The organism is Lactobacillus rodentium (assembly GCF_003423665.1).
GTDB classification, from domain to species: domain Bacteria; phylum Bacillota; class Bacilli; order Lactobacillales; family Lactobacillaceae; genus Lactobacillus; species Lactobacillus rodentium.
This window is the reverse complement of the sequence record NZ_BFBY01000002.1, coordinates 56,971-78,820: the sequence shown is the minus strand read 5'-3', so window position 1 is coordinate 78,820 and position 21,850 is coordinate 56,971. Positions and strand designations below refer to the sequence as shown.

17 protein-coding genes and 1 tRNA gene are annotated in these 21,850 nt (G+C 35.2%); 15 read left to right on the top strand and 3 right to left on the bottom strand.

Going from position 1 to position 21,850, the window contains the following annotated elements; all coding sequences use genetic code 11:
* Nucleotides 1–124 precede the first annotated feature (124 nt).
* The 3 genes from LrDSM24759_RS01675 to LrDSM24759_RS01665 all read left to right on the top strand — a co-directional run bounded on the left by LrDSM24759_RS01675 (nt 125) and on the right by LrDSM24759_RS01665 (nt 1,695).
* Nucleotides 125–961, top strand: coding sequence for a helix-turn-helix domain-containing protein (locus tag LrDSM24759_RS01675; RefSeq protein ID WP_117117763.1), 837 nt, complete (start codon nt 125–127; stop codon nt 959–961).
* A gap of 106 nt (nt 962–1,067) precedes the next feature.
* Nucleotides 1,068–1,409, top strand: a complete 342-nt coding sequence (locus tag LrDSM24759_RS01670; protein ID WP_117117762.1) for a toxin-antitoxin system — start codon at nt 1,068–1,070, stop codon at nt 1,407–1,409.
* The gene (locus tag LrDSM24759_RS01665; protein ID WP_117117761.1) at nt 1,399–1,695 is read left to right on the top strand and encodes a type II toxin-antitoxin system RelE/ParE family toxin; all 297 of its coding nucleotides are present in this window, start codon (nt 1,399–1,401) and stop codon (nt 1,693–1,695) included. The genes LrDSM24759_RS01670 and LrDSM24759_RS01665 overlap by 11 nt, the downstream gene beginning before the upstream one ends.
* 69 nt (nt 1,696–1,764) lie before the next feature.
* Here the strand turns inward: LrDSM24759_RS01665 and LrDSM24759_RS01660 are convergent, their stop codons facing one another.
* Nucleotides 1,765–4,149 carry a Xaa-Pro dipeptidyl-peptidase gene (locus tag LrDSM24759_RS01660; RefSeq protein WP_117117760.1) on the bottom strand — a complete coding sequence of 795 codons (2,385 nt, stop codon included), beginning with the start codon at nt 4,147–4,149 and terminating at the stop codon, nt 1,765–1,767.
* A gap of 137 nt (nt 4,150–4,286) precedes the next feature.
* On the opposite strand from LrDSM24759_RS01660, the gene LrDSM24759_RS07825 reads away from it, so the two are divergent.
* The 7 genes from LrDSM24759_RS07825 (at nt 4,287) to LrDSM24759_RS07695 (ending at nt 14,507) form a co-directional block, all read left to right on the top strand.
* On the top strand, nt 4,287–4,385 hold the full coding sequence (locus LrDSM24759_RS07825; protein WP_117117759.1) for a type I toxin-antitoxin system Fst family toxin: 99 nt from the start codon (nt 4,287–4,289) through the stop codon (nt 4,383–4,385).
* Nucleotides 4,386–4,891: 506 nt separating this feature from the next.
* Nucleotides 4,892–4,993, top strand: a complete 102-nt coding sequence (locus LrDSM24759_RS07820) for a type I toxin-antitoxin system Fst family toxin (protein ID WP_117117758.1) — start codon at nt 4,892–4,894, stop codon at nt 4,991–4,993.
* Nucleotides 4,994–5,647: 654 nt separating this feature from the next.
* Nucleotides 5,648–8,197, top strand: a complete 2,550-nt coding sequence (locus LrDSM24759_RS01645; RefSeq protein ID WP_117117757.1) for a M1 family metallopeptidase — start codon at nt 5,648–5,650, stop codon at nt 8,195–8,197.
* Nucleotides 8,198–8,410: 213 nt separating this feature from the next.
* Entirely contained in the window at nt 8,411–11,878 is a 3,468-nt protein-coding gene (locus LrDSM24759_RS01640) for a Rib/alpha-like domain-containing protein (RefSeq protein ID WP_117117756.1), read from the top strand.
* 138 nt (nt 11,879–12,016) lie between these two features.
* The gene (locus LrDSM24759_RS01635; RefSeq protein ID WP_117117755.1) at nt 12,017–12,562 is read left to right on the top strand and encodes a hypothetical protein; all 546 of its coding nucleotides are present in this window, start codon (nt 12,017–12,019) and stop codon (nt 12,560–12,562) included.
* A 139-nt stretch (nt 12,563–12,701) separates the two neighbouring features.
* A complete protein-coding gene (locus tag LrDSM24759_RS01630) occupies nt 12,702–14,300 on the top strand; it encodes an APC family permease (RefSeq protein WP_117117754.1) in 1,599 nt (532 codons plus the stop codon).
* 63 nt (nt 14,301–14,363) lie between these two features.
* Entirely contained in the window at nt 14,364–14,507 is a 144-nt protein-coding gene (locus LrDSM24759_RS07695; RefSeq protein ID WP_157964222.1) for a hypothetical protein, read from the top strand.
* 142 nt (nt 14,508–14,649) lie between these two features.
* Here LrDSM24759_RS07695 and LrDSM24759_RS01625 read toward each other — a convergent pair.
* A tRNA-Arg gene (locus LrDSM24759_RS01625) sits at nt 14,650–14,723 on the bottom strand.
* 214 nt (nt 14,724–14,937) lie between these two features.
* On the opposite strand from LrDSM24759_RS01625, the gene thmT reads away from it, so the two are divergent.
* The 5 genes from thmT (at nt 14,938) to pgmB (ending at nt 20,590) form a co-directional block, all read left to right on the top strand.
* Complete coding sequence (thmT, locus tag LrDSM24759_RS01620; protein WP_117117753.1) at nt 14,938–15,117, top strand: 2-hydroxymuconate tautomerase; 180 nt, start codon at nt 14,938–14,940, stop codon at nt 15,115–15,117.
* An 88-nt stretch (nt 15,118–15,205) separates the two neighbouring features.
* The gene (locus tag LrDSM24759_RS01615) at nt 15,206–16,138 is read left to right on the top strand and encodes a LacI family DNA-binding transcriptional regulator (protein WP_117117752.1); all 933 of its coding nucleotides are present in this window, start codon (nt 15,206–15,208) and stop codon (nt 16,136–16,138) included.
* 118 nt (nt 16,139–16,256) lie between these two features.
* Complete coding sequence (locus LrDSM24759_RS01610) at nt 16,257–17,600, top strand: SLC45 family MFS transporter (RefSeq protein WP_117117751.1); 1,344 nt, start codon at nt 16,257–16,259, stop codon at nt 17,598–17,600.
* A gap of 58 nt (nt 17,601–17,658) precedes the next feature.
* The gene (locus tag LrDSM24759_RS01605; protein ID WP_117117750.1) at nt 17,659–19,911 is read left to right on the top strand and encodes a glycoside hydrolase family 65 protein; all 2,253 of its coding nucleotides are present in this window, start codon (nt 17,659–17,661) and stop codon (nt 19,909–19,911) included.
* A 16-nt stretch (nt 19,912–19,927) separates the two neighbouring features.
* The gene (gene pgmB, locus LrDSM24759_RS01600; protein ID WP_117117749.1) at nt 19,928–20,590 is read left to right on the top strand and encodes a beta-phosphoglucomutase; all 663 of its coding nucleotides are present in this window, start codon (nt 19,928–19,930) and stop codon (nt 20,588–20,590) included.
* 80 nt (nt 20,591–20,670) lie between these two features.
* Here pgmB and LrDSM24759_RS01595 read toward each other — a convergent pair whose 3' ends face one another.
* Nucleotides 20,671–21,705 carry an aldose epimerase family protein gene (locus tag LrDSM24759_RS01595; protein WP_117117748.1) on the bottom strand — a complete coding sequence of 345 codons (1,035 nt, stop codon included), beginning with the start codon at nt 21,703–21,705 and terminating at the stop codon, nt 20,671–20,673.
* Nucleotides 21,706–21,850: the final 145 nt, after the last annotated feature.

Genomic DNA, 21,850 nt, shown 5'->3' with positions numbered 1-21,850 from the left:
TTCGTCTTTTTGTATTGTTTGAGTTAGAGCAGAACTTGCGGCAATTAAGTTTAATAAATACAAAAAATAGTCAATATTGTACAATGATAAGGTTGATAACTTAATTCAAGCAGGAGTGATTGGCATGACAATTGGTGAAGCCTTAAAGCAAATTCGCAAGCAAGCAGGATTAACACAAACGCAGATGGCGGCGGGGTTAATTACCGAATCTTTTTATTCTAAAGTTGAACGTGGCGTCCATGCTATTGATGCCGAAACTTTGATTAATTTATTGGCTGCTCACCATTTTGATGTGCTCCATTTTTTTAATTTAATTATTGGACAGAACACTGAAGGAGAGCCTAATTATGATCTCATTAATGAGATTAGTTTTGCCCAGAACCATAAGGACTTGAAGAAGTTAGATGAAATTAAGGCCGAATTGGAATCGCGTGAGCAGGTGGATTTTAACCTGAAGTCGCGCTTGCAGATTGCATATGCCTGGGTACTCCATTCTAACAAGCTTGTCTCACCTGAGATTAAGAATAAAATTAAATCGAATATCTTACATGCCGATTGGAATCGTTATGCTTACCACAGTTTGAGCCAAATTGTGGTTTTACTTGATATTGACGAGGCATTTGAATTGTATCAATCTGCTTTTAAGGCTTTTAAGAGGAACCAAAAGTTCGATACTTTATCTTTACAATTTATTTGCTTAGCTTGCATTAATTTTTTGAATTGTTGTTATTATCAAAAGGCTCCCAAAAATTATATTGAAACAGTAATTGACTTCATGCATACATTGCCAGTTGATCCAGTAATTGGTTTTTATCAAGTCTTGGCAACTTATTATGAAGCCTTATTTAACCATGATTTTGAGCAAGTGAAGTGGCTGGCTCGGTTGCTTAAGCAGATGGGGTATTTGAGTACAATAGTTGATACTTTGCCTGCAGAAATAAAAAAGAATTTAGATAATTAGCGTAATAATGAATAGAGAAGAATAAAAATCAAAATTGAAAAATTATATTGAGTAATTACTTGTAATTACATATTAAAAATGTAAGAATTAAAAGAGAGGTGAAATTATGGAACCGATTAAAGTACGTAAACAAGGAAATTCCGCAATGATAACTGTTCCTGCAAAATTTAAAATAAAAACTGGGACTGAATTTATACCTGAGTTAAGAGCAAATGGAATTTTTTATAGATTTACTCAAAAAGAAGATAATTTCTTTAATTTTGATGAAGATATTTTAAGCGATTTAATTCAAGAAGGTTTTTCTGGTCAAAATTTATTAAAAGAGTTTAAAAAGAGAAGAGCTAATATAAACCAAGGATTTAATAAGATGATTGACGAAGCCTTATTGGAAGCTGAAAATACCCCGACAACATCTGAGGAAGAATTGAGAAAAGAAATTGGTTTATAAAGTCAGGTTACTGAATAAAAGTAAAAAATATTTGAAAAAGCTAAAGGAGAGAAAATTAAAAGAAAAATTTGTGAATGGTATATATAAAGAGATTGCTAATCATCCCTATAGTTTCTATAGCAAAATTGGTGATTTAGCAGGGATTTATGCTTATCCTTTTACTTATAAGGGGACGCAATATCGTATTGCATATACCATAAATGATAAAGATGAAATTGTAATTATTATTCTTACTGGAAGTCATGAAAAATTTTATGAGAAATTAAAGCGACTCATAAATAATTAGCTTTTAAGATTAATAAACTAAAAAACGGAATTCTTAATAGAATTCCGTTTTTAATTTCTATCGTATTTATTACATCTGACGATAGCGTAATTCGGACTGACTTAAGTCAATCGTATATGTTTCTTCTTCAAGTGGGCGTTTAGTCATCCCTTGATCAGTTGAATAAATAATTAAACCTAATTGTGAACCAGCAGGCACATTGTAGAAGGTAGGTTGTAAGTAAAATTTCAAGTCATAAAATTCGTCCGGCTTGATACTCTTAGCCTTTTTCATATCGGCATAATTTTGGATATTCATATGCGCCTTGGTAATTAATTTTCCAGCAGTAATTTTATCAGGGATAAACTCTTGTAAATATTGCGTGCCAAAGCGATAACCTAATTCTTGAATTTGATCACGGAAGAATTTTGGCGTTGGGGTTAAACGTTTACGCTGGCCTAATTCTACTAAGGCAACTGAAATTTGTCCTTTAGCTAAACTTGCACTAACACGTAATTTAATTTTTGGTCGACCCACAATCGTGATGGGGTGGATATAAGGATCTGTTACAAAACGTAATTGTTGATCAGTCCATTTTTCTTTGCCAGTAATAAATTCATATTCCCACTGACCTTCAGAAATTTTGGCTTCTTTGAAGGTCTTACCACCTTGATCAGTAAAGGAAAGCTTGGCATCATCATTGCCACCTTCTTTAAGCAAACTGCCGTCCGCTTCAGGATAATAGATTTCTTCATGACCCATTTCATTATTCCAATTAGGTTCACCATGCCAAATATCAGGATAAATATTATCTTGCCATAAAACAGTATCCCATTGGTGGTAGGCATTATTTTTAATTCCTAATAATTCATGACAGAACCAGAGGTTCATCAAATCGGTAAAGTCGATCGAAATCAAATTATTCATATTATAGTGGGGCCCTTGATGTAAGAATAATTTATGTTCAATTGGCAACTTGGAAATTTTTTGCCAAAGTTTATAAACATTCTTTGGCTTCACATTCCAGTCGTTCAAACCATGGACTGAGATCCAAGAACACTTAATCCTATCAGTATGGTGACGGTAATTACGTGCTTCCCAGAAGTCAGAATATTGGCCAGTTTTACGATCAGCTTTAGCAAGTAATTTTTTCTGCATAGTATCATACTTAGGCTTGATTTTTAAGTAATCACCGGCATCCCACAAGTTAGATTGACAAGTTTCAGCAAGCATATCGAGATCTTCACCTTGGCATTCACCAGGTGCAACTACTAGACCATGTTCACGATAATAATCATACCAAGAAGAAATTGCTGCTTCAGATACAACAGTCTTAAGACCAGCAACGCCAGTAGTAGCAACTGCGATTTGTAAGGTTCCCAAATATGAACGACCGGTCATTCCAATGTTACCGTTACACCAAGAGGCTTTAGTTTCATGCTGCCGTGAACGATCAGTATAAGCAATGCGATCACCATGAAGCCATTCAATAATTTCTTTTGCAGATTCTGTTTCTTCAGGAGCTCCCGTAATTCTGAGACCATCACTGCCACGCGTTCCAATCCCACCAGCGTAAACATTGGCAAAACCGCGAGCCAGTAAGTATTCATTCAACGTATAAGCAGCCTTATGAACTGCTTCTTCACTCGGAGCTAGATCTTCCGAACTCGGTTTAGCTGCTGTAACTTTAGGCATTGCCTCATATTTAATCTCTTCGGCAACACTAGCATCCTCTAAATTAACATCAACACTGTGATTTTTAGCAGCATTATCAATAATGCCACCAAAATAAGGATCAGCCGTATAAAGAGCAGGGAATTTAAAGTTATTTGATTGATATGGCCTAAAGATAGTGACCTGTAATAAATCAGGTTTGCCATCTTCATCGGTGTCGAGGTCGCTTTCAACATAAACAACTTCACGAATCACTTTACTCATATCAAAAGTCGGTAATGACTTGCCATTGAAGTACATGAACTTATCATTGCCGTAGAATTGCTTAAAGTATCCCTTACCAGCCATCACGTCAATTAAGGTTTGACCATTTTTACTCCGAGTGTTGAGCAGACGATAAGTTGCTTGGATGAGAGTATCTTTATTAAATTCGGCATCCTTAAAAAAGGAGAGTGAATTTTTTTGCATTAAGTTAGTAGGATCATTTAAATCATAGTCGTAACCAACATGGTAGCCCAATAATTGCAAAGCAACATTATAGAAAACTTTTTGGGAAATAGTTTGCGGATTTGCTTTTAAATAGGTAGACAGGTCTTCTTGGTCAGTAGCCGCAAATTCTGCTAATTTAACTTGTTTGGCTTCATAAGTTTTAGCTTCAGCTAAGATATTACCGACAAATAGGGCAAATAAGTCAGCAGTAGTTTGATCTTGCCAATCACTAGGCAAAAAATTAATTGACTCTAATTCTTTAATTTGCTCTTTGAATGGTGTTTTGACATAACCAAATTGATTGTATTTCATGAAGAACCTCCTTTAGGTAATTCAGCATTTTATTACTATTCACCTAAATTCTACTAGTTTTACTTGGAGAGGGAAAAGAAAAAGTAGCTAGATTTTTGAACATGCAAAAAAGCATTACCTTTTGTCCAGATTAGGTAATGCTTTTTTTGTATTTTATTGTAGCTCCACTTTTTGTGGAAATAGTGACTACACTATTCGACCACTGGTTGGACAGTCGGCACAACAAAAAGCGTTAATAGTCGCATTAGTTCAACCCACAATGCTTAAAAATTTCTTTTAATGGGTTGCATTATTATTCTAACATATTCTTTGTCTTCGTAATAGGGTGACAGTTTTTGAAAGTTGTACCCGAAAATTGAGACAGCGTCAAGCTATTTGATTATTGGTTGAGTAATCACCACAATAAATAATAGAAAAAAATAGTCGTATTATTCGACCCTCAACGCTTAAAATTTTAAGTGATAAAAAAGCATTATCAATTGACGGATTGGTAATGCTTTTTGAGTTTTATGAATTTGGTTTATCACTTTTACAAGAGTCATTATACCATTTTTGAAAATTGATATGTAAGTTATTAAACAGATGCTTAAATTGAAATAAGTTTATTTTTACGCTGCAGGTACAGAGTCTTAAAGTTGTACCCGAAAATTGAGACAGCGCTAAGTTAATAAAATTAAGCTGCATAAGTTTGATATAATTACAGAGCGACTATTTCCTCCTCTTTGAAAGGAGGTGACGTTTGATGAAATTAATTTTCACGCTAGTTGTAGCTCCACTAATTGTGGAAATAGTGACTACACTATTCGACCATTGGTTGGATGATCGGCACAACAAAAAGCGATAATAGTCGCCTTGATCCAACCCACAACGCTTAAAAATTTTTAAGTGATAAAAAAAGCATTACCTTTTGTCGCGATTAGGTAATGCTTTTTGTGTTTAATGAATTTTAATTTTCACGCTTTACAGACACAATTATATCATTTTCCAAATAGTGTGCGCAAGTTTGCAATTAAATAATAATTGTAGGATAATTCAAATAAATTCTAGTGAAGATAACTTGTGAAGGATTAACGCTGGGTCCCAAAATGGGGTAGGTGCTTAAAGCATTGAGTATTCCTATGTGCCGGGGGTTATCTTATTTTTTTACACTTTTTTGACTTTCAATTAAATGTTGAGGTCTTTTTTAATTTCTTGGATGATAAATTTACCAAATTGCTGAGAATATGTAGAGCTATGCTTTTTTCTAAATATTTTTTTGGATAAAAAGCTTTCAACGCTTAAAAATTTTTAAGTGATAAAAAAAGCATTACCTTTTGAGCAGATCAGGTAATGCTTTTTGTGTTTGATGAGTATGGTTTCTCACGCTTTATAAAAATAATTTTACCATATTAAAAACCATTTACACAAGTTCCCAATCAATTATATAAATTAAAAATTGGTAAGTTTTATCAAAAAAATTTATAATTAATTTGTCAGAAATATATTGGGAGGTCTTAATATGGCGCAAGAAACACGTGCACAAGCAAAACGTCTTTATGATACTTTTCATCCTGACCACTACGATGTTTATTTAGACATCAGTCGTAAGGATAAGAAGTTTTCCGGTAAAGTAACTGTTGCTGGTGAAGAATTAGAAGATACAATTAAACTTAACCAAAAGTTTTTAGATATTAAATCAGTCAAAGTTAACGATGCTGCAGTCGAATTTGATTTTAATAATGAAGATGAAGTAATCAATATCATTAGTAATCAAACTGGCAAGGTAAAGGTAGAAGTTGAATTTGCAGGTAAATTAACTGATTCGATGATGGGAATTTATCCTTCTTACTATCAAGTAAATGGTGAAAAGAAGGAATTAGTTGGTACTCAATTTGAAACAACTTTTGCCCGTCAAGCTTTCCCATGTGTGGATGAGCCAGCTGCAAAAGCTACCTTTAGTTTAGCCATCAAGTTCGATGAACAACCAGGTGAAAGTATTATTTCTAACCAACCTGAAGAAAAAGAAGAAGACGGCGTTCACTACTTTAAAGAAACGTTGCGCATGTCTACTTACTTAGTTGCCTTTGTCTTTGGTGATATGCAGAGAAAATTAACTAAGACTAAGTCAGGTGTTGAAATTGGTGTCTTTGCTACAAAAGCCCACAAGCCGAAGGAATTAGACTTTGCCTTAGATATTGCTAAACGCTCAATTGAGTTTTACGAAGACTTTTACGAAACTCCATATCCACTAGAACACTCATACCAAGTGGCACTCCCTGACTTTTCAGCAGGTGCTATGGAAAACTGGGGTTGTGTAACTTATCGTGAAGCTTACTTATTGCTAGATCCTGATAATACTTCATTAGAAATGAAGCAATTAGTCGCTACTGTTATTGCTCACGAATTAGCTCACCAATGGTTCGGTGACTTAGTAACCATGGAATGGTGGGACAACTTATGGCTTAACGAAAGTTTTGCCAACATGATGGAATATGTTGCTGTTGATGCCTTAGAACCAGATTGGCACATTTGGGAAATGTTCCAAACTAGTGAAGTACCACAAGCACTTCAAAGAGATGCCACTGATGGTGTCCAATCAGTTCACGTGATGGTTAATGACCCACGTGAAATTGATGCTTTATTTGATGGCGCAATTGTTTATGCTAAGGGTTCACGTATGTTAGTTATGGTTCGTGCTTTACTTGGTGACAAGGCTTTACGTGAAGGACTCAAGAATTACTTTGCTGCTCACAAATATGCTAATGCAACTGGTAATGATCTTTGGTCAGCCTTGGGGGATGCTTCTGGTTTAGATATTGGTAGCATCATGAACTCATGGCTTGAACAACCAGGTTATCCATTAGTTACTGCTGAAGTTAAAGATGGCAAATTGGTCCTTAGTCAAAAGCAATTCTTCATTGGTGAAGGTAAAGAAGTTGGTCGCAAGTGGCAAATTCCATTGAATTCAAACTATGAAGGAGTGCCACAAATCATGAAAGATACTACGATTACCATTGGTGACTATGATGATTTACGTGCCAATAATGGTTTACCATTTAGATTAAACGTCGGTAATAACTCTGACTTTATTATTAAGTATGATAAGAAGTTATTAGATGATATTTTGGCTAATATTGATGAATTAGGTGCCGTTGATAAGTTACAACTTCTCCAAGACTTCCGTTTATTAGCTGAAGGTGGACACATGTCTTATGCTGAAATCGTGCCATTATTACCTAAGTTTGCTGATTCAACTTCACCAATTGTAGCTAATGCCTTATATCGCATTATGGCAAGTTTACGTAACTTTGTTGAACCTGAATCTGCAGAAGATGCTCAATTACGCAAGCTTTACAACTTGCTTTCAGAAAAACAAGTTGCTCGTCTAGGTTACTTACCACGCGAAGGTGAATCAAATGATGATAATTTATTACGTCCAATCGTGTTAAGTGCCTCACTTTATGGTGAAAACAAGACTACTATTAATAAATTGCATGAACTTTACCAAGAATATAGTGACAACTTGGAAAACATGTCAGCTGATATCCGTGGTATTGTTTTGGATAATGAAGTGCGCAACTTTGGTAGTATGACTTTACATGACAAGTTATTGAAACTTTATGTTGCTACTGCTGATGCTAGTTTGAAACAGGACTTATGTGGTGCAATTACCTACACTAAGCAGCCTGATTTAATTGATGCAATTGTTGATGATTTCGAAGATTCACAAGTGATCAAGCCACAAGACTTGCGTGCATGGTATCGTGGTGTATTAGCTAATAACTATGGTCAAACTCAAGCCTGGGATTGGATCAGAACTGACTGGAATTGGCTCGAAGCTACTGTTGGTGGCGACATGGAATTTGCCACCTTTGTCACTGTAACTGCTAATATTTTCCATACTCGTGAAAGATTAGAACAATTTAAAGACTTCTTTGAACCAAAAGTTAACACTCCAGGTTTAACTCGTGAAATTAAAATGGATATTCGAGTAATCGAAACTAAAGTTAACTTGGTTGAAAAAGAAGCAGCCAGTGTTAACGAGGCAATTGCCCGAGTTGTAGGTTAATACTACTATTCCGTATGAAAAAGGACTAAGACTGTATGAATACAGATTTAGTTCTTTTTTTATTTTAGATAATAAATAACTTAAAATATATTGTTATTTATTATAACTTGCATAATAAATAAATATTTCTTGTATATTAATGGTTACAAAAATAACACCTGGTGGTAATATAAAATAAGAAACAACATTGGAGAAAAAGGAAGAAGATAAGTTATGTTACACAAACATGATGTTGGATATGTTAATAAATTAAATGGTAAACAAGAAAGATTCAGCTTTCGTAAGTACAGCTTCGGTTTAGCAAGCGTGTTACTTGGAACTGCATTTTTCGCTTTAGCTACACCAAATAACAACGTTGTTCACGCGGATGGTTTGTCTACTGCTCAAACACAGCAACAAGATAATTCAGTCACTCAAACAGCAAGTACTGTGACACGTACGATTAATATAACTGATCCAGAAACTGGGAAAGTTACATCTACCACCCAAACAGCCAGTACTAAAAATAATAACGGCACTTGGAGTGGCGATAGTTTAGACGCTGTCAACATCGAAAAGCCAGGCTACACTGCACATGTAATAGCTAAAGCTTACTATGAAGAAAAGCCAACTCCTCAAGATACTACCACTGAGTTAGGACAAATACCTGATGCCAAAAATTCTATTGCAAATAATAGTCAAATGCCAACAGGTACTCGTTATAATTTTGATAATCAACCTGACATAAATACTGAAGGTAAACAAAATGTTACTACCAAAGTATCTACGCCAAATGGTAATGAATACAATGTTAAGTCAACTGTTGATGTTGTTGCACCTGAACAGAGCGTGACTGTCAATTATATTGATCCAAACAGCAGAACTGTTGACACTCAAACTATTTTTGGTAAGACAGGTGAAACTAAAAATGTTCAATTGAATGTTCCTAAGGGATATGAATTAGTTCCTAATAGCAAGTTTCCAACTTCTATTACGTTTTCAAATAAAACTCCTGATTCAATTGATGTACATGTTCAATATTTGACACCTATTCCGACTCCTACACATACTTCTTTTGGAAAAATTCCAAAATCAGATGATGAAATAAGGAACAATAATGATCTTCCTTCAGGATCCCGTATCACTTGGCTTGAAAAACCAGATGTGACTTCAACTTTTAATCAAAATATGCCGGGAAAAGTAACTGTTATTTATCCAGATGGCAGTACTAAAGTTGTTGATGTTTCCACAATTGTACGTCCAAGTACTCCAAAAGTTACCGCTGTCAGCACCGATTATGGTCAAATTCCTGATGCGGGAGAAGCAGTTTTAAATAAGAATCAATTCCCTGCTAATACAACTTATGCTTGGAATGATCCTGATCAAGTAAGTAAAGATGTGAATACTGGCTCTGCTAACGCCAAGATTTATCCAGCTACTGTGAAAATTAACGCCAATGGATACATTATCACTGCAGATACCACAATCACTGTTAAGCCTGTTGTTCCTGACGGACAAGATGTAACTACCGGAATACACTACCCTGGTACTGACACAAGTGATAACACCACTTACACAGGTCACATTATTCCGGTTACCGGTATGGATAAAGCATCTGTACCAACTACTGCATTATTTACTAACTTAGTAACTACTCCAAATGCTACTCAAGATGAAGGTCAAGATATTGATCCAAGTTATGCTTTAGGTAAAATTACGCCTAATGACAAGACTCCAAGTCGCATTGTGGTAATGGTGACTTACACACCAAATGATCAAGTTGACGATAAGACCATTACCAGAACGGTAAATTACATTGATCCAGCAAGCGGTGAAACAAAAGAAGTCACAAAGCAAACAGGAACTATTTCACGTAAACGTTCATGGATTGAAGTAGAAAATGGTAGTGATCACCAAGATGACAAGAACTTATACAGAGTAGTAGGCACCGGTAGTCAATTGTCTGGCAGTGATGGTTCTGAATCTGATGTAAAGGGAGTGACCATTTATGTCAGAAGTAAGATCATTAATTATGGCTTGCCTGAAAGTGATCCAAAACGCGTAACTTATACTGATTGGGTAAGAACTGATAGTAGTGATAATAGTTCTACTTCAAATGATAGTTCTACTGAAAATACTTCTCACTGGGGCGAATGGTCAGATTGGTCAAAGGCAAGCTTTGATGCTGTATCAGCTCCAAATATCAAGGGTTATACCGTAGAAAATCCTGATGCTGCACCAAAAGTAGATTTAAGTGAAGATTCAACTGTTACATTTACTTATAGTGCAAACAGTCATAACCAAATCATTAATTATGTAGATGGTGATGGCACAACTGTTAGCACTCAAACTGTGACTGGTAAGACCGGTGAAGAAATTACCGTAACTCCAGAAGTACCTAATGGTTATGTAACTTATGAAAACATTCCAGACAAGATTACTTTCGACACTGATGATCCTGCTCCAATTACTGTAAAGGTTATTAAGAAAGAAACTTCAAATGGTGATGTCGCAGAAGCTGATAACTTACCAACTAAGAACATGATCATTTACAAAGACGGAAACGGTAATGTAGTTGGTACTCAAGATATCACAGGTAAGCCTAACGATAAGGTTAAAGCCAATATCCCAGAAGGTTACTGGAACGGCGACACTGACAAAGTAACAATTCCAGAATCAGGCATTGTAACTGTCAACGTAGTTAAGAAGGAAACTTCGAACGGTGATGTTGCAGAAGCTGATAACTTACCAACTAAGAACGTCATTATTTACAAAGACGGACACGGTAATGTTGTAGGTACTCAAGATATCACAGGTAAGCCTAACGATAAGGTTAAAGCTAATATCCCAGAAGGTTATTGGAACGGTGATAGTGATGAAGTAACTATTCCAGAAAGTGGAGTAATCACTGTTAATGTTACTAAGAAAGAAACTTCAAACGGTGACGTCGCGGAAGCTGACAAGTTACCAACTAAGACCGTGATCGTTTACAAAGATGGAAAGGGTAATGTTGTAGGTACTGAAGATGTGGCCGGTAAGCCAAATGATAAGGTAAAACCACATATTCCAGATGGTTACTACAATGGTGATATCACTGAAGTAACTATCCCTGAAAGTGGTGTTGTAACTGTAAAGGTTGTTAAGAAAGAAATAGCTACAGATACTCCACTTACTCAAAATGACACCGAAACTAAGCACGTAATTATTTACAAAGATTCAAATGGCGATGTAGTTGGTACTCAAGAACTCACAGGTAAACCAGGCGACAAAGTTACTCCTAAATTACCTGAAGGCTACATAAGTGTTGATACTCCGGATCTTGTAATTCCTAAAGATGGTACTCCAATTGTTGTAAATGTAGTAAAGGAAGAAATAGCTAAAGGTCCGACTGAAAACCATGAAGGTAAAGCAGACGACCCAATTGAATTAAATGGACCAGATTCTGATAGTGAGAAAACAACTTCTAGCGATAGTGTTACTCATGAAAATGTTAACGAGGATAACCCAATTAAACCAGATAAGCTTGAAACTAAGAGCGCAACTGTTTATGCTTATGCTGACATCGAAGATAACATTTCTGATAAAGCTAAGACTTTACCGCAAACTGGTGTACAAGCTGATAAACTAGGCTTACTCGGTTTAGCAATTGCTAGTGTTGGTGCACTTTTAGGTTTAGCTGGAACTAAGAGACGTAAAAACTAATACGCAATAATGTTTAACCAAAAAAGATTGATCAAAATAATTTGGTCAATCTTTTTTTATTGAGCGCAGAAATTAAAGTTCTAAATAAAAGTTTGTTAAAATAAAGCTTGAATAAGTAATAAAAAATGAGGGATATAAATGAGTCTAGAATCAATTACAATTCATTCACAAGGACGTGGCAGTAGTCAAAGTGAAAATTTAGGTCGTGGTGTCTTTGAAACGACTATTAAAGCAGCTGGAATTGCTCGCATGCAAATTCCTGAAGTAACTGAATCTAAGTTTTACCATTTTAATCCTGATAAGAATGATGATGGTATCGACATTGTTTATATTGCTCCAGCAATTTATCTTTCTTTTTGGACCGATGATATTGAAAAAAATGTTACTGTCCGTAAGTATGAACAGACGACTGATAGTTTGACTAAAGTGCGGGCAACACCTCAAGAATTTTTTGAGCATGTAAAAGATGCCAAGGATATTACCATGGTGACCTTAAAATATACTAATAAAAAGCCAATTAATATTCGCGTGCCTTTTAAATATAATGAAGCCGTTGATAGCTATGATGAACAATATCACGAAAATCTTTTGCAAAAGGTAATGGAAGTGCCAGAAGAAATTATTGGTGATCCCTTTATTGATCCAGAGGTAAATCCAGGTAGATTGAATATTGTTATTAAATAAAGCAAAAACAGTACTAAACAAGTTAGTTTAGTGCTGTTTTTATATACATAAGCAATCTAATTTTTAAATTAAATTGAAAGAAAAAATAGGATTTTGGTAAAATTAAGTAAAAATATACTTATGAAATAGGGAAAAGTTAATGGATAAAAGTAAGCTACATAAAATAAGTCTTTTTTCAGCGGTAATGCTGGCTTTAAACTCTTTAATTGGCTCAGGATGGCTATTCGGAGCAGGTTCAGCAGCTAAAATTGCAGGCCCGGCAGCAATTATTTCTTGGATTCTTGGTGGGGCAATTATCATCATTATTGCCTTAACTTATATTGAATTGGGTTCAATGTTTCCGGAAAGTGGCGGGATGAGTAAATATGCACAATATAGCCATGGCCCCTTACTAGGTTTTATTGCCGCATGGGCTAATTGGATCTCTTTAGTTACTTTAGTGCCAATGGAAGCTGTAGCCGCAGTACAATACATGAGCTCATGGCCATGGAGCTGGGCGAACTGGACGAGTCAGTTTATGAGTCATGGCACAATCACTTTTAAAGGGCTTTGGGTAGTTTTTTTATTCATGTTGGTCTTTACTCTGATTAATTTTTGGTCAGTTAAGTTAATGACACACTTTACTAACTTGATTTCAGTTTTTAAGGTTTTACTGCCAACTTTGACAATCGTTGTCCTAATTTGTAGTGGTTTTCATGCAGAAAACTTTGGCCACAGTGTAAGTACTTTTATGCCTTATGGCAGTCGTTCAATTTTTGAAGCCACTTCTGTAGCTGGGATTATTATGTCTTATGATGCCTTTCAAACTGTAATTAATATGGGTGGAGAATTAAAAAATCCGCGTAAAAACATTGTCCGTGGCGTCTTAATATCAATGCTTATTACTGCAGCGATTTATATTTTGTTACAAGTAACTTTTATTGGTGCCATTGATCCTAAAATGTTAGCTCATAGTAGCTGGAAGGGAATTAATTTTAGTTCACCTTTTGCAGATATTGCGATTTTATTAGGAATTAATTGGTTAGTCATTTTACTTTACTTAGATGCATTTGTATCGCCATTTGGAACTGGGGTGGCTTTTGTGGCAACTGCCTCAAGAGCGATCGCTGCGATGACGCACACAAGACACTTACCAAAATGGTTGGGTCATTTAGATCGCCGTTATATGGTGCCGAGATTTGCGATGGTAGTCGACTTTTTCTTAGCGATGATTTTAGTTAGTGTTTTTAGAAATTGGAATCTATTAGCTACAGTGATTACGGCAGCTACTTTAATTGCTTATTTAACTGGCCCGGTAACAGTAATTTCATTACGTAAAATTGCACCTAAATTAGAGCGTCCTTTTAAGCCGAATTGGATGAAGTGGGTAGCACCTTTGGCCTTTATCTTAACTAGTTTGGCAATTTATTGGACAATGTGGCCAACGACAATCCAGGTTATTTTTGTTATTATTCTAGGTTTGCCAAGTTATCTTTATTATGAAATTCGCTACCAAAATGCATCACTTAAAAAACAACTTAAGGGATTTTGGTGGATGTTGGGATATTTAGTTTTTATTTCAATCATGTCGTATGTCGGGAGTACTGGTTTTGGTGGTCAAGATTGGATTAAATATCCCTGGGATTTCTTAGTGATTGTTATTGCTTCATATTTATTTTACTTATGGGGCATACGTTCACGCTTAGCCAAAGTTGAACCTGCTGCAATTGAAGTTAATAAACGGGTCAAAAATAGATAAGAAAGTTAGATTTCTGTTGTTGTAGAGAAATCTAGATTGAAAGATATTTAAGGAGAGAAGAGTATGAAAGCAAGTGAAACAAAAAAGATTCAAGTGAATGTTAATCGAAAAATTGTATCGATGAGAATAAAAGAGGCTGCTAAGAAACTTCCCACTCAAAAAATAGAAACTGATAAAGAAATAGCGGATTTTTTTGATGAAAACTAATGATATTTATACAGCTTCAGTTTCTTGGAAAAATGTAAGAAAAAAAGAGGGTATTCAATGAATACTCTCTTTTCTGATGCATAAATGTTACCACCTAGAAAAAAGCACAAAAAAAGACGCCCATTAAGGGCGCCTGTTGTAGTGATTCGGGTGAGATTCGAACTCACGACCCACGGTTTAGAAGACCGTTGCTCTATCCAGCTGAGCTACCGAACCGTTGCTGACAACAAAGAACATTATATTGGAAATATGGATATTTTGTCAATACAATTGGCAATTATATTTTTAATTATTAAATTATTTTTACTGTAGAATGATCAAAGAACTTTATAATAAATAAAATCACTAGTTAGCTAGAGGAGAATTATTATTTCTGCCTCAATAAAATGGTAAAATTAACTAAAACCCTAATATGTTAGGAGGAAAATTTATGCCATTTGTACATGTAGAATTAATTAAGGGTCGTAGTGATGAACAATTAACTAATTTGATGAAAGATATCACTGAAGCCGTTCATAAGAATACTGGGGCACCAAATGAACATATTCATGTCATTATCAATGAATTAGATCACCATACTTATGGAAATAATGGTGAGTGGAAAGCTTAACTAAGAGAGCTAATTAGTAAAATACTAATTGGCTCTTTTTATTTGTTATGATAAAAGGGACAAATAAATCAAGTTGGAGTGAAAATAAATGTCAACTTTAAGGGATGTAGCTCTAGCCGCTGGAGTTTCAGAATCAACAGCATCAAGAGCTTTGAATGAAAATGCTCGAATTAGTAAAAAGACTCGGGAATTAGTAAAAAAATATGCGGATGAATTAAATTATCATCCTGATTTTGCGGCTAAAAATTTAAGTCGGGGTCAAAGTCAGATTATCGGAGTAGTATTTCCTTTGCCCTTTAAAAATACTAAAGCAGCCGATACTTTTCATTTAGAAATTTTACGTGGCATCAACGGAGCCCTAGATTCTTCTGACTATAAAATTATGTTAGTAATGGGTCGTAATGAACAAACTTTTCTTGAACAAGTTAAAGCAATGGTTGAAGAAGTTAAAGTGAGAAAGTTTGTCTTGCTATATTCAGCAAAAAAAGATCCTGTAATTGAATATTTAACTAAACAAAAAATTGATTTCGTGATTATTGGTCATCCTTTTCATCATGAACGTTTTGTGGATAATGATAATTTTAAAGTAGGACAAGCTGCTACTAAATTATTACTAACTTATCCGCAAGTAAAGCGACCAGCGTTTATTCGGACTAAGCATGCACGTCCTTTTGAAGAAGATCGCGAAGCAGGCTATCGTAAAATAATGAAACAAGAAGGATTAAAACCTCAAGTTCTTACAATTGAAGAGAAAAGTGAAATTTATCATAATTTAGACGAGTTAAATGGCATTATTTTTTCTGATGATCGCATTTTTCTAGCTTGTGCGCGTGAAGTCTTAAAATATAATCTTCCAGTTGTTTGTTTCAATGATAGTGAATTGGTAAAATTAATTTTTGAACATGAGAAAATAATTGATTTACAGCCCCAATTGCTAGGTAAGCAGGCCGTTAAGTTGTTGTTTAATCAACAAACTAGTCATTATTTTGTTCCATATCAAATTGAGGAAAGTAAGGTTTAAAGCTTGCTTTTTTTATTTTATTTTTTGTGCAAGCGGTTGCACAAAATATAATTTGCTGGTATATTATAAATATGTTAGTAAACGCTTACAGTTACTTTCTAGATTGGAGGAAGATTTTATGGATAAGCAAACTAAAAGTACTGGCTTGCCAACGCTTACTAAAGAAATGATCTGGATGATTAACTTTGGTTTCTTGGGCGTACAAATCGCTTTTACTTTACAAAGTTCACAAATGAGTAGAATTTTCCAAACTATTGGGGCAAATCCGGATAGTTTAGGATGGTTCTTTATTTTGCCACCACTAGCTGGTTTGATCGTGCAACCAATTATTGGTTCTTTATCAGATCGGACCTGGTTACCAAAATTAGGTGGACGTCGTTTACCTTATTTATTGTTAGGTTCAATTATTGCCGTGATCGTAATGATCTTATTACCAAATGCGGGTAGTTTTGGTTTTGGTTATGGCTCACTTGCTGCCTTATGGTTTGGTGCAATTACTGTGGCTTTACTTGATCTTTCATCAAATATTGCCATGCAACCATTTAAGATGATGGTTGGTGACATGGTTAATGACGACCAAAAGAGTTATGCTTACGGAATTCAAAGTTTCTTGTCAAACACTGGTGCAGTTTTAGCCGCAATTTTCCCATTCCTATTAACTTACTTTGGTGTTTCTAATGTTGCCAAAAAGGGTGTAGTACCACAATCAGTTATTATTTCATTCTATGTAGGTGCTGCCATCTTAATTATTACCACTTTATTTAGTGTTTTCCGCGTTCATGAATATGATCCAGCAACCTATGCTAAATATCATGGTATTACAGAAGCAGATAACAAAGAAGGCGGTAACTGGTTTACTTTACTTCGTAAAGCTCCCAAGGCCTTTTGGACTACAACTTTAGTTCAATTCTTCTGCTGGTTTGCTTTCCAATATCTTTGGACTTATTCAGTTGGTGCTATTGCTAAAAATGTTTGGCATACTACTGACGCAACTAGTGCAGGATACCAAGCAGCTGGTAACTGGTACGGTGTTTTAGCTGCTGTTCAATCAATTGCTGCTGTTATTTGGTCATTTGTTTTGGCAAAAGTACCAAATAAATATCACAAAGTTGGTTATGCTGGTAGTTTAGCTGCTGGTGCAGTTGGTTTTATTTCAATCTTCTTTATTACTAACCAATGGCTTTTAATTATTTCTTATGCTTTAGTTGGTATTTCATGGGCTGCAATTAATACTTACCCATTAACTATTGTTACTAATGCATTATCAGGTAAGCACATGGGTACTTACTTAGGTTTATTCAACGGTTCAATTTGTCTACCACAAATCGTTGCTTCACTTCTTAGTTTTGTTTTATTCCCATTACTTGGTGGATCACAAACTAATATGTTCATTGCTGGTGCAATTGCAATGGTTTTAGCTGCAATTTCAGTAGGTGCAATTCGTGAAACTTTTGTTGAGTAAAATATGGAAGTAAAATAAAATTATAGATAGTTTATTACGAGTAGGAAGGAACAAAAAAATGAAACAAACATTTGATATTGCTCCATGGCACGTTACAACTACTAAATGGAGTCCTGAAGATAAACGTATTCAAGAATCCATCACTAGTTTAGCCAATGAAAATCTTGGTATGCGTGGCTTTTTTGAAGAAGGATATTCTGGTGATACTTTAGAAGGTGTTTACCTAGGTGGTGTTTGGTTCCCTGATAAGACCCGTGTTGGTTGGTGGAAGAATGGTTACCCACAATACTTTGGTAAGATGATTAACGCGGTTAACTTTATGAAAGTAATTATTAAAGTTAATGGTGAACAACTTGATCTTGCTAAACAAACTCCTTCAGATTTCAAATTAGATTTGGATATGAAGCAGGGTATTTTCACTAGAACCTTTAATGTTGAAATTGGTGGAACTAAATTAGGTTTTAGTTTTGAACGTTTTGTTAGTGTGACCCAAAAAGAATTAGTAGGTCAAAGAATTAAGATCAATAATTTGGGTAGTTCTGAAGCTAAGATCGAAATTTCAAGTATGATTGACGCTGATGTTTACAATGAAGATGCTAACTACGACGAACAATTCTGGAACATTTTAGCTAAAAAAGCTGACGGTGATCATACTGAATTAGTTTCAATGACTAAGAAGAATGATTTTGGTACTCCTCAATTTACTGTGGGGATGAAGTCAACTACCAAAACTGATTTAAGTCACAAAGAAGATCGTGTAAACGAAAAATCAGTTGAAAATATCTTTGAAGGTTCAATTGCAGCTGGTGCAGCCGCAGAATTCGAAAAGCGTACAATCGTAGCTACTTCAAGAGATTTTGACTCAGAATCAGCAATCACTAACTACCTTGACGAATTAAGTGATGCTTTAGATGCAGAAAGTTTTGACGGTTTGCTTGCTCCTCATATTAAAGAATGGGCAAGTCGTTGGGAAAAATCAGATGTTGAAATTGATGGTGATGAAGGTGCTCAACAAGGTATCCGCTTCAACTTATTCCAACTCTTCTCAACTTACTATGGTCAAGATTACCGCTTAAATATCAGTCCTAAAGGATTTACCGGTGAAAAATACGGTGGTGCTACTTACTGGGATACTGAAGCATACTGTATTCCAGTTTACCTTGGTGTTGCTAATCCAGAAGTTGCACGTAACTTATTAATGTATCGTTACAACCAATTGGATGGAGCCTTTATTAATGCTAAACAACAAGGTTTAGATGGTGCTTTATTCCCAATGGTTACTTTCAATGGTGTTGAATGTCACAACGAATGGGAAATCACCTTTGAAGAAATTCACCGTAATGGTGATATTGCTTATGCAATTTACCTTTACACTAATTACACTGGTGATCGTTCATACGTACTTCATGAAGGTGCTGAAGTTTTAACTGAAATTTCTCGTTTCTGGGCAGATCGTGTACACTACTCACAATCCAAGAATAAGTACATGCTTCATGCCGTAACTGGTCCTGATGAATACGACAACAACGTAAACAACGACTGGTACACTAACTTACTTTGCCGCTGGACTCTTCAATATACTTTAGACATTCTTGATCAAGTTGATCCAGAAGTAGCTAAAAAGTTAAATGTTACTGAAGATGAAAAACGTAAATGGAAGGGCATCGTTGACAATATGTATCTTCCATACGATCCAGACAAGAAGATCTTCCCAGAAAATGATGGCTTCATGGATAAGGATTTAACTCCTGTTTCTGAAATTCCAAGTGATCAATTACCATTGAACCAACACTGGTCATGGGATAAGATCTTGCGTTCACCATATGTAAAACAAGGTGATGTTATTCAAGGTCTTTGGGACTTTATCGATGACTTTAGTAAGGAAGAAAAGAAGCGTAACTTTGACTTCTACGAACAATTTACTGTTCATGAATCAAGTTTATCTGCTTCAGTTTACTCAATTATTGCAGCTGATGTTGGTTACGAAGATAAGGCTGTTGAATTATATGAACGTTCAGCTCGTCTTGACTTAGATAACTACAACAATGATACTGCTGATGGTTTACACATTACTTCAATGACTGGTAGCTGGCTTGATATTGTTCAAGGATTTGCTGGTATGCGTGTCCGTAATGGAGAATTACACTATGCACCATTCCTTCCTAAGAAGTGGAATTCATACAAGTTCCGTCAAAACTTCCGTGACCGTATCTTAGAAGTTAAAGTTGATAAGAATGGTACTGATATTAAGTTAATCTCAGGTGATCCAATTACGATTGACTTAGCAGGTAAGAAACTCGAATTAAAGTAAGTCTGGAGGCATATTAATGAAATTTGAAGATCTTAAGGGCTTTGCTTTTGATTTAGATGGTGTTATTGCTGATACTGCACGTTTCCATGGTCAAGCTTGGAATGAAGTTGCTAAAAAGGTTGGTACTGAGTGGACAGATGAGTTAGCAAACAACTTAAAGGGTGTTAGCCGCATGGACTCTTTAGAATTAATTCTTAAAGCCGGTGGCCATGAAAATGATTATTCTCAAGCTGAAAAAGAAGCTTTGGCTGAAGAAAAGAATAATAACTACCTTAAGTTAGTTGATACTTTAACCCCAGCTGATATCTTGCCTGGCATCAAAAACTTTTTAGATAAATTAAAAGCTAAGAATTATAAAATCGCCTTAGCTTCAGCATCAAAAAATGCTCCAAAAATTTTGAAGCAATTACAATTAACTGACTATTTTGAGGGAATTGTTAACCCAGCTGATTTAAAGAAGGGTAAACCAGATCCAGAAATTTATCTTGAAGCAGCCAAATCAATTGGCTTGAAACCTGATCAAGTTGCAGGAATTGAAGATGCACAAGCTGGAATTGCGGCAATTAATGCGGCTGGAGAATTATCTATTGGAATTGGTGAAAGCCTTAAGAATGCTGACATTAAGTTTGCTGATACTAGTGAAATGACTCTAGAAGCAATTAAAGAAAGAATGGCTTAATAGTACTAGAGTAGAAAACTAAAAGATCGCTTAGAATAAATATTTCTAAGCGATCTTTTTTTATCGTTTTATTTAAATAATTAATATTTAATTTCGTAATGGATTTGGTGGTGAACTGGTGCAAGAGGACGTAAAGTTATATCGCCAAATTCAGGATAATTAGTAGCATCAGGAAGATTTTGTGCTTCTAAGGCTAATGCAGCCCAATTACCAGTATGGTTGAGTGGTGCATCATGAGGTAAACCATTTGCCGAAAACATAATTAGGGCATTTCGATCAGAATACATCCGCATTTCGCGTCCTGATTTTGGATCACTTAAAATTGCAATTGGCTCATAACCGTAAGTTGAACTTGGCTTAACTACAAAGAAATCATCATAACCCTTTTCTTTAGTTTTATTCATTTCACTAAGAGCAGCTTTCAATGAATTGCCATTTTTAAAGTCATAACCTTGACCGGCATTAGTTATTAATTCTCCAGTAGGTAACTTTTCACTATCAACAGCTAAATGATAGTTAGAATTGATCGTTAAATTTTGACCTTCAATTGTCTTATCGGTATCACTAAGATTCCAATAAGTGTGACTGGTAGGATTAAAGAGGGTAGGACCATCACTTTGACCATAAAGATCGATAGTGACACGATCTAAATTATCTAAAGTGTAGACTACATAAATATCTGTTGTAGCAGGCATTCCGTCATTATCAGGCGAAAATGTTTGATGCAGAACTACTTGACCACTATCTTTGAATACTTTAGCTTCGGCATCCCAAAAATGATTTTGCCAGCCTTTGTCACCACTATGAATATTATTATTGCCTTCATTTTTTTGAATTCGGTAAGTTTTACCATCAATTTCAAATTCAGCATTCTTAGTGCGGTTAGCGACCGGTCCAATTAATTGTCCAATACTGTATCCGGCTTTTAAATAATCCGCCATTGAGTCGCCGGCCAATAATAAGTTAAACTGACCATTTTTTGTAGGAATTGAATATTCTTGCCAAATTCCGCCATAATTCAAGACACTCATTCTGATACCATGATCGTTTTCAATGGTATAACGAGTTACTGAATCATGATTTATTTTTCCAAAGTCATTTTCATAAACTTGCATTTCAGCTACTCCTTTCAGCAAACGCTTACATAAATTATTTTAACATAGTTATAAATAAAGATAAGAAAAAAGGGATGTTACTATTAACATCCCTTTTGCACATAAAAAACTAAAATTAGTCTTCTTTTTTAGCTTCACTTAAAGC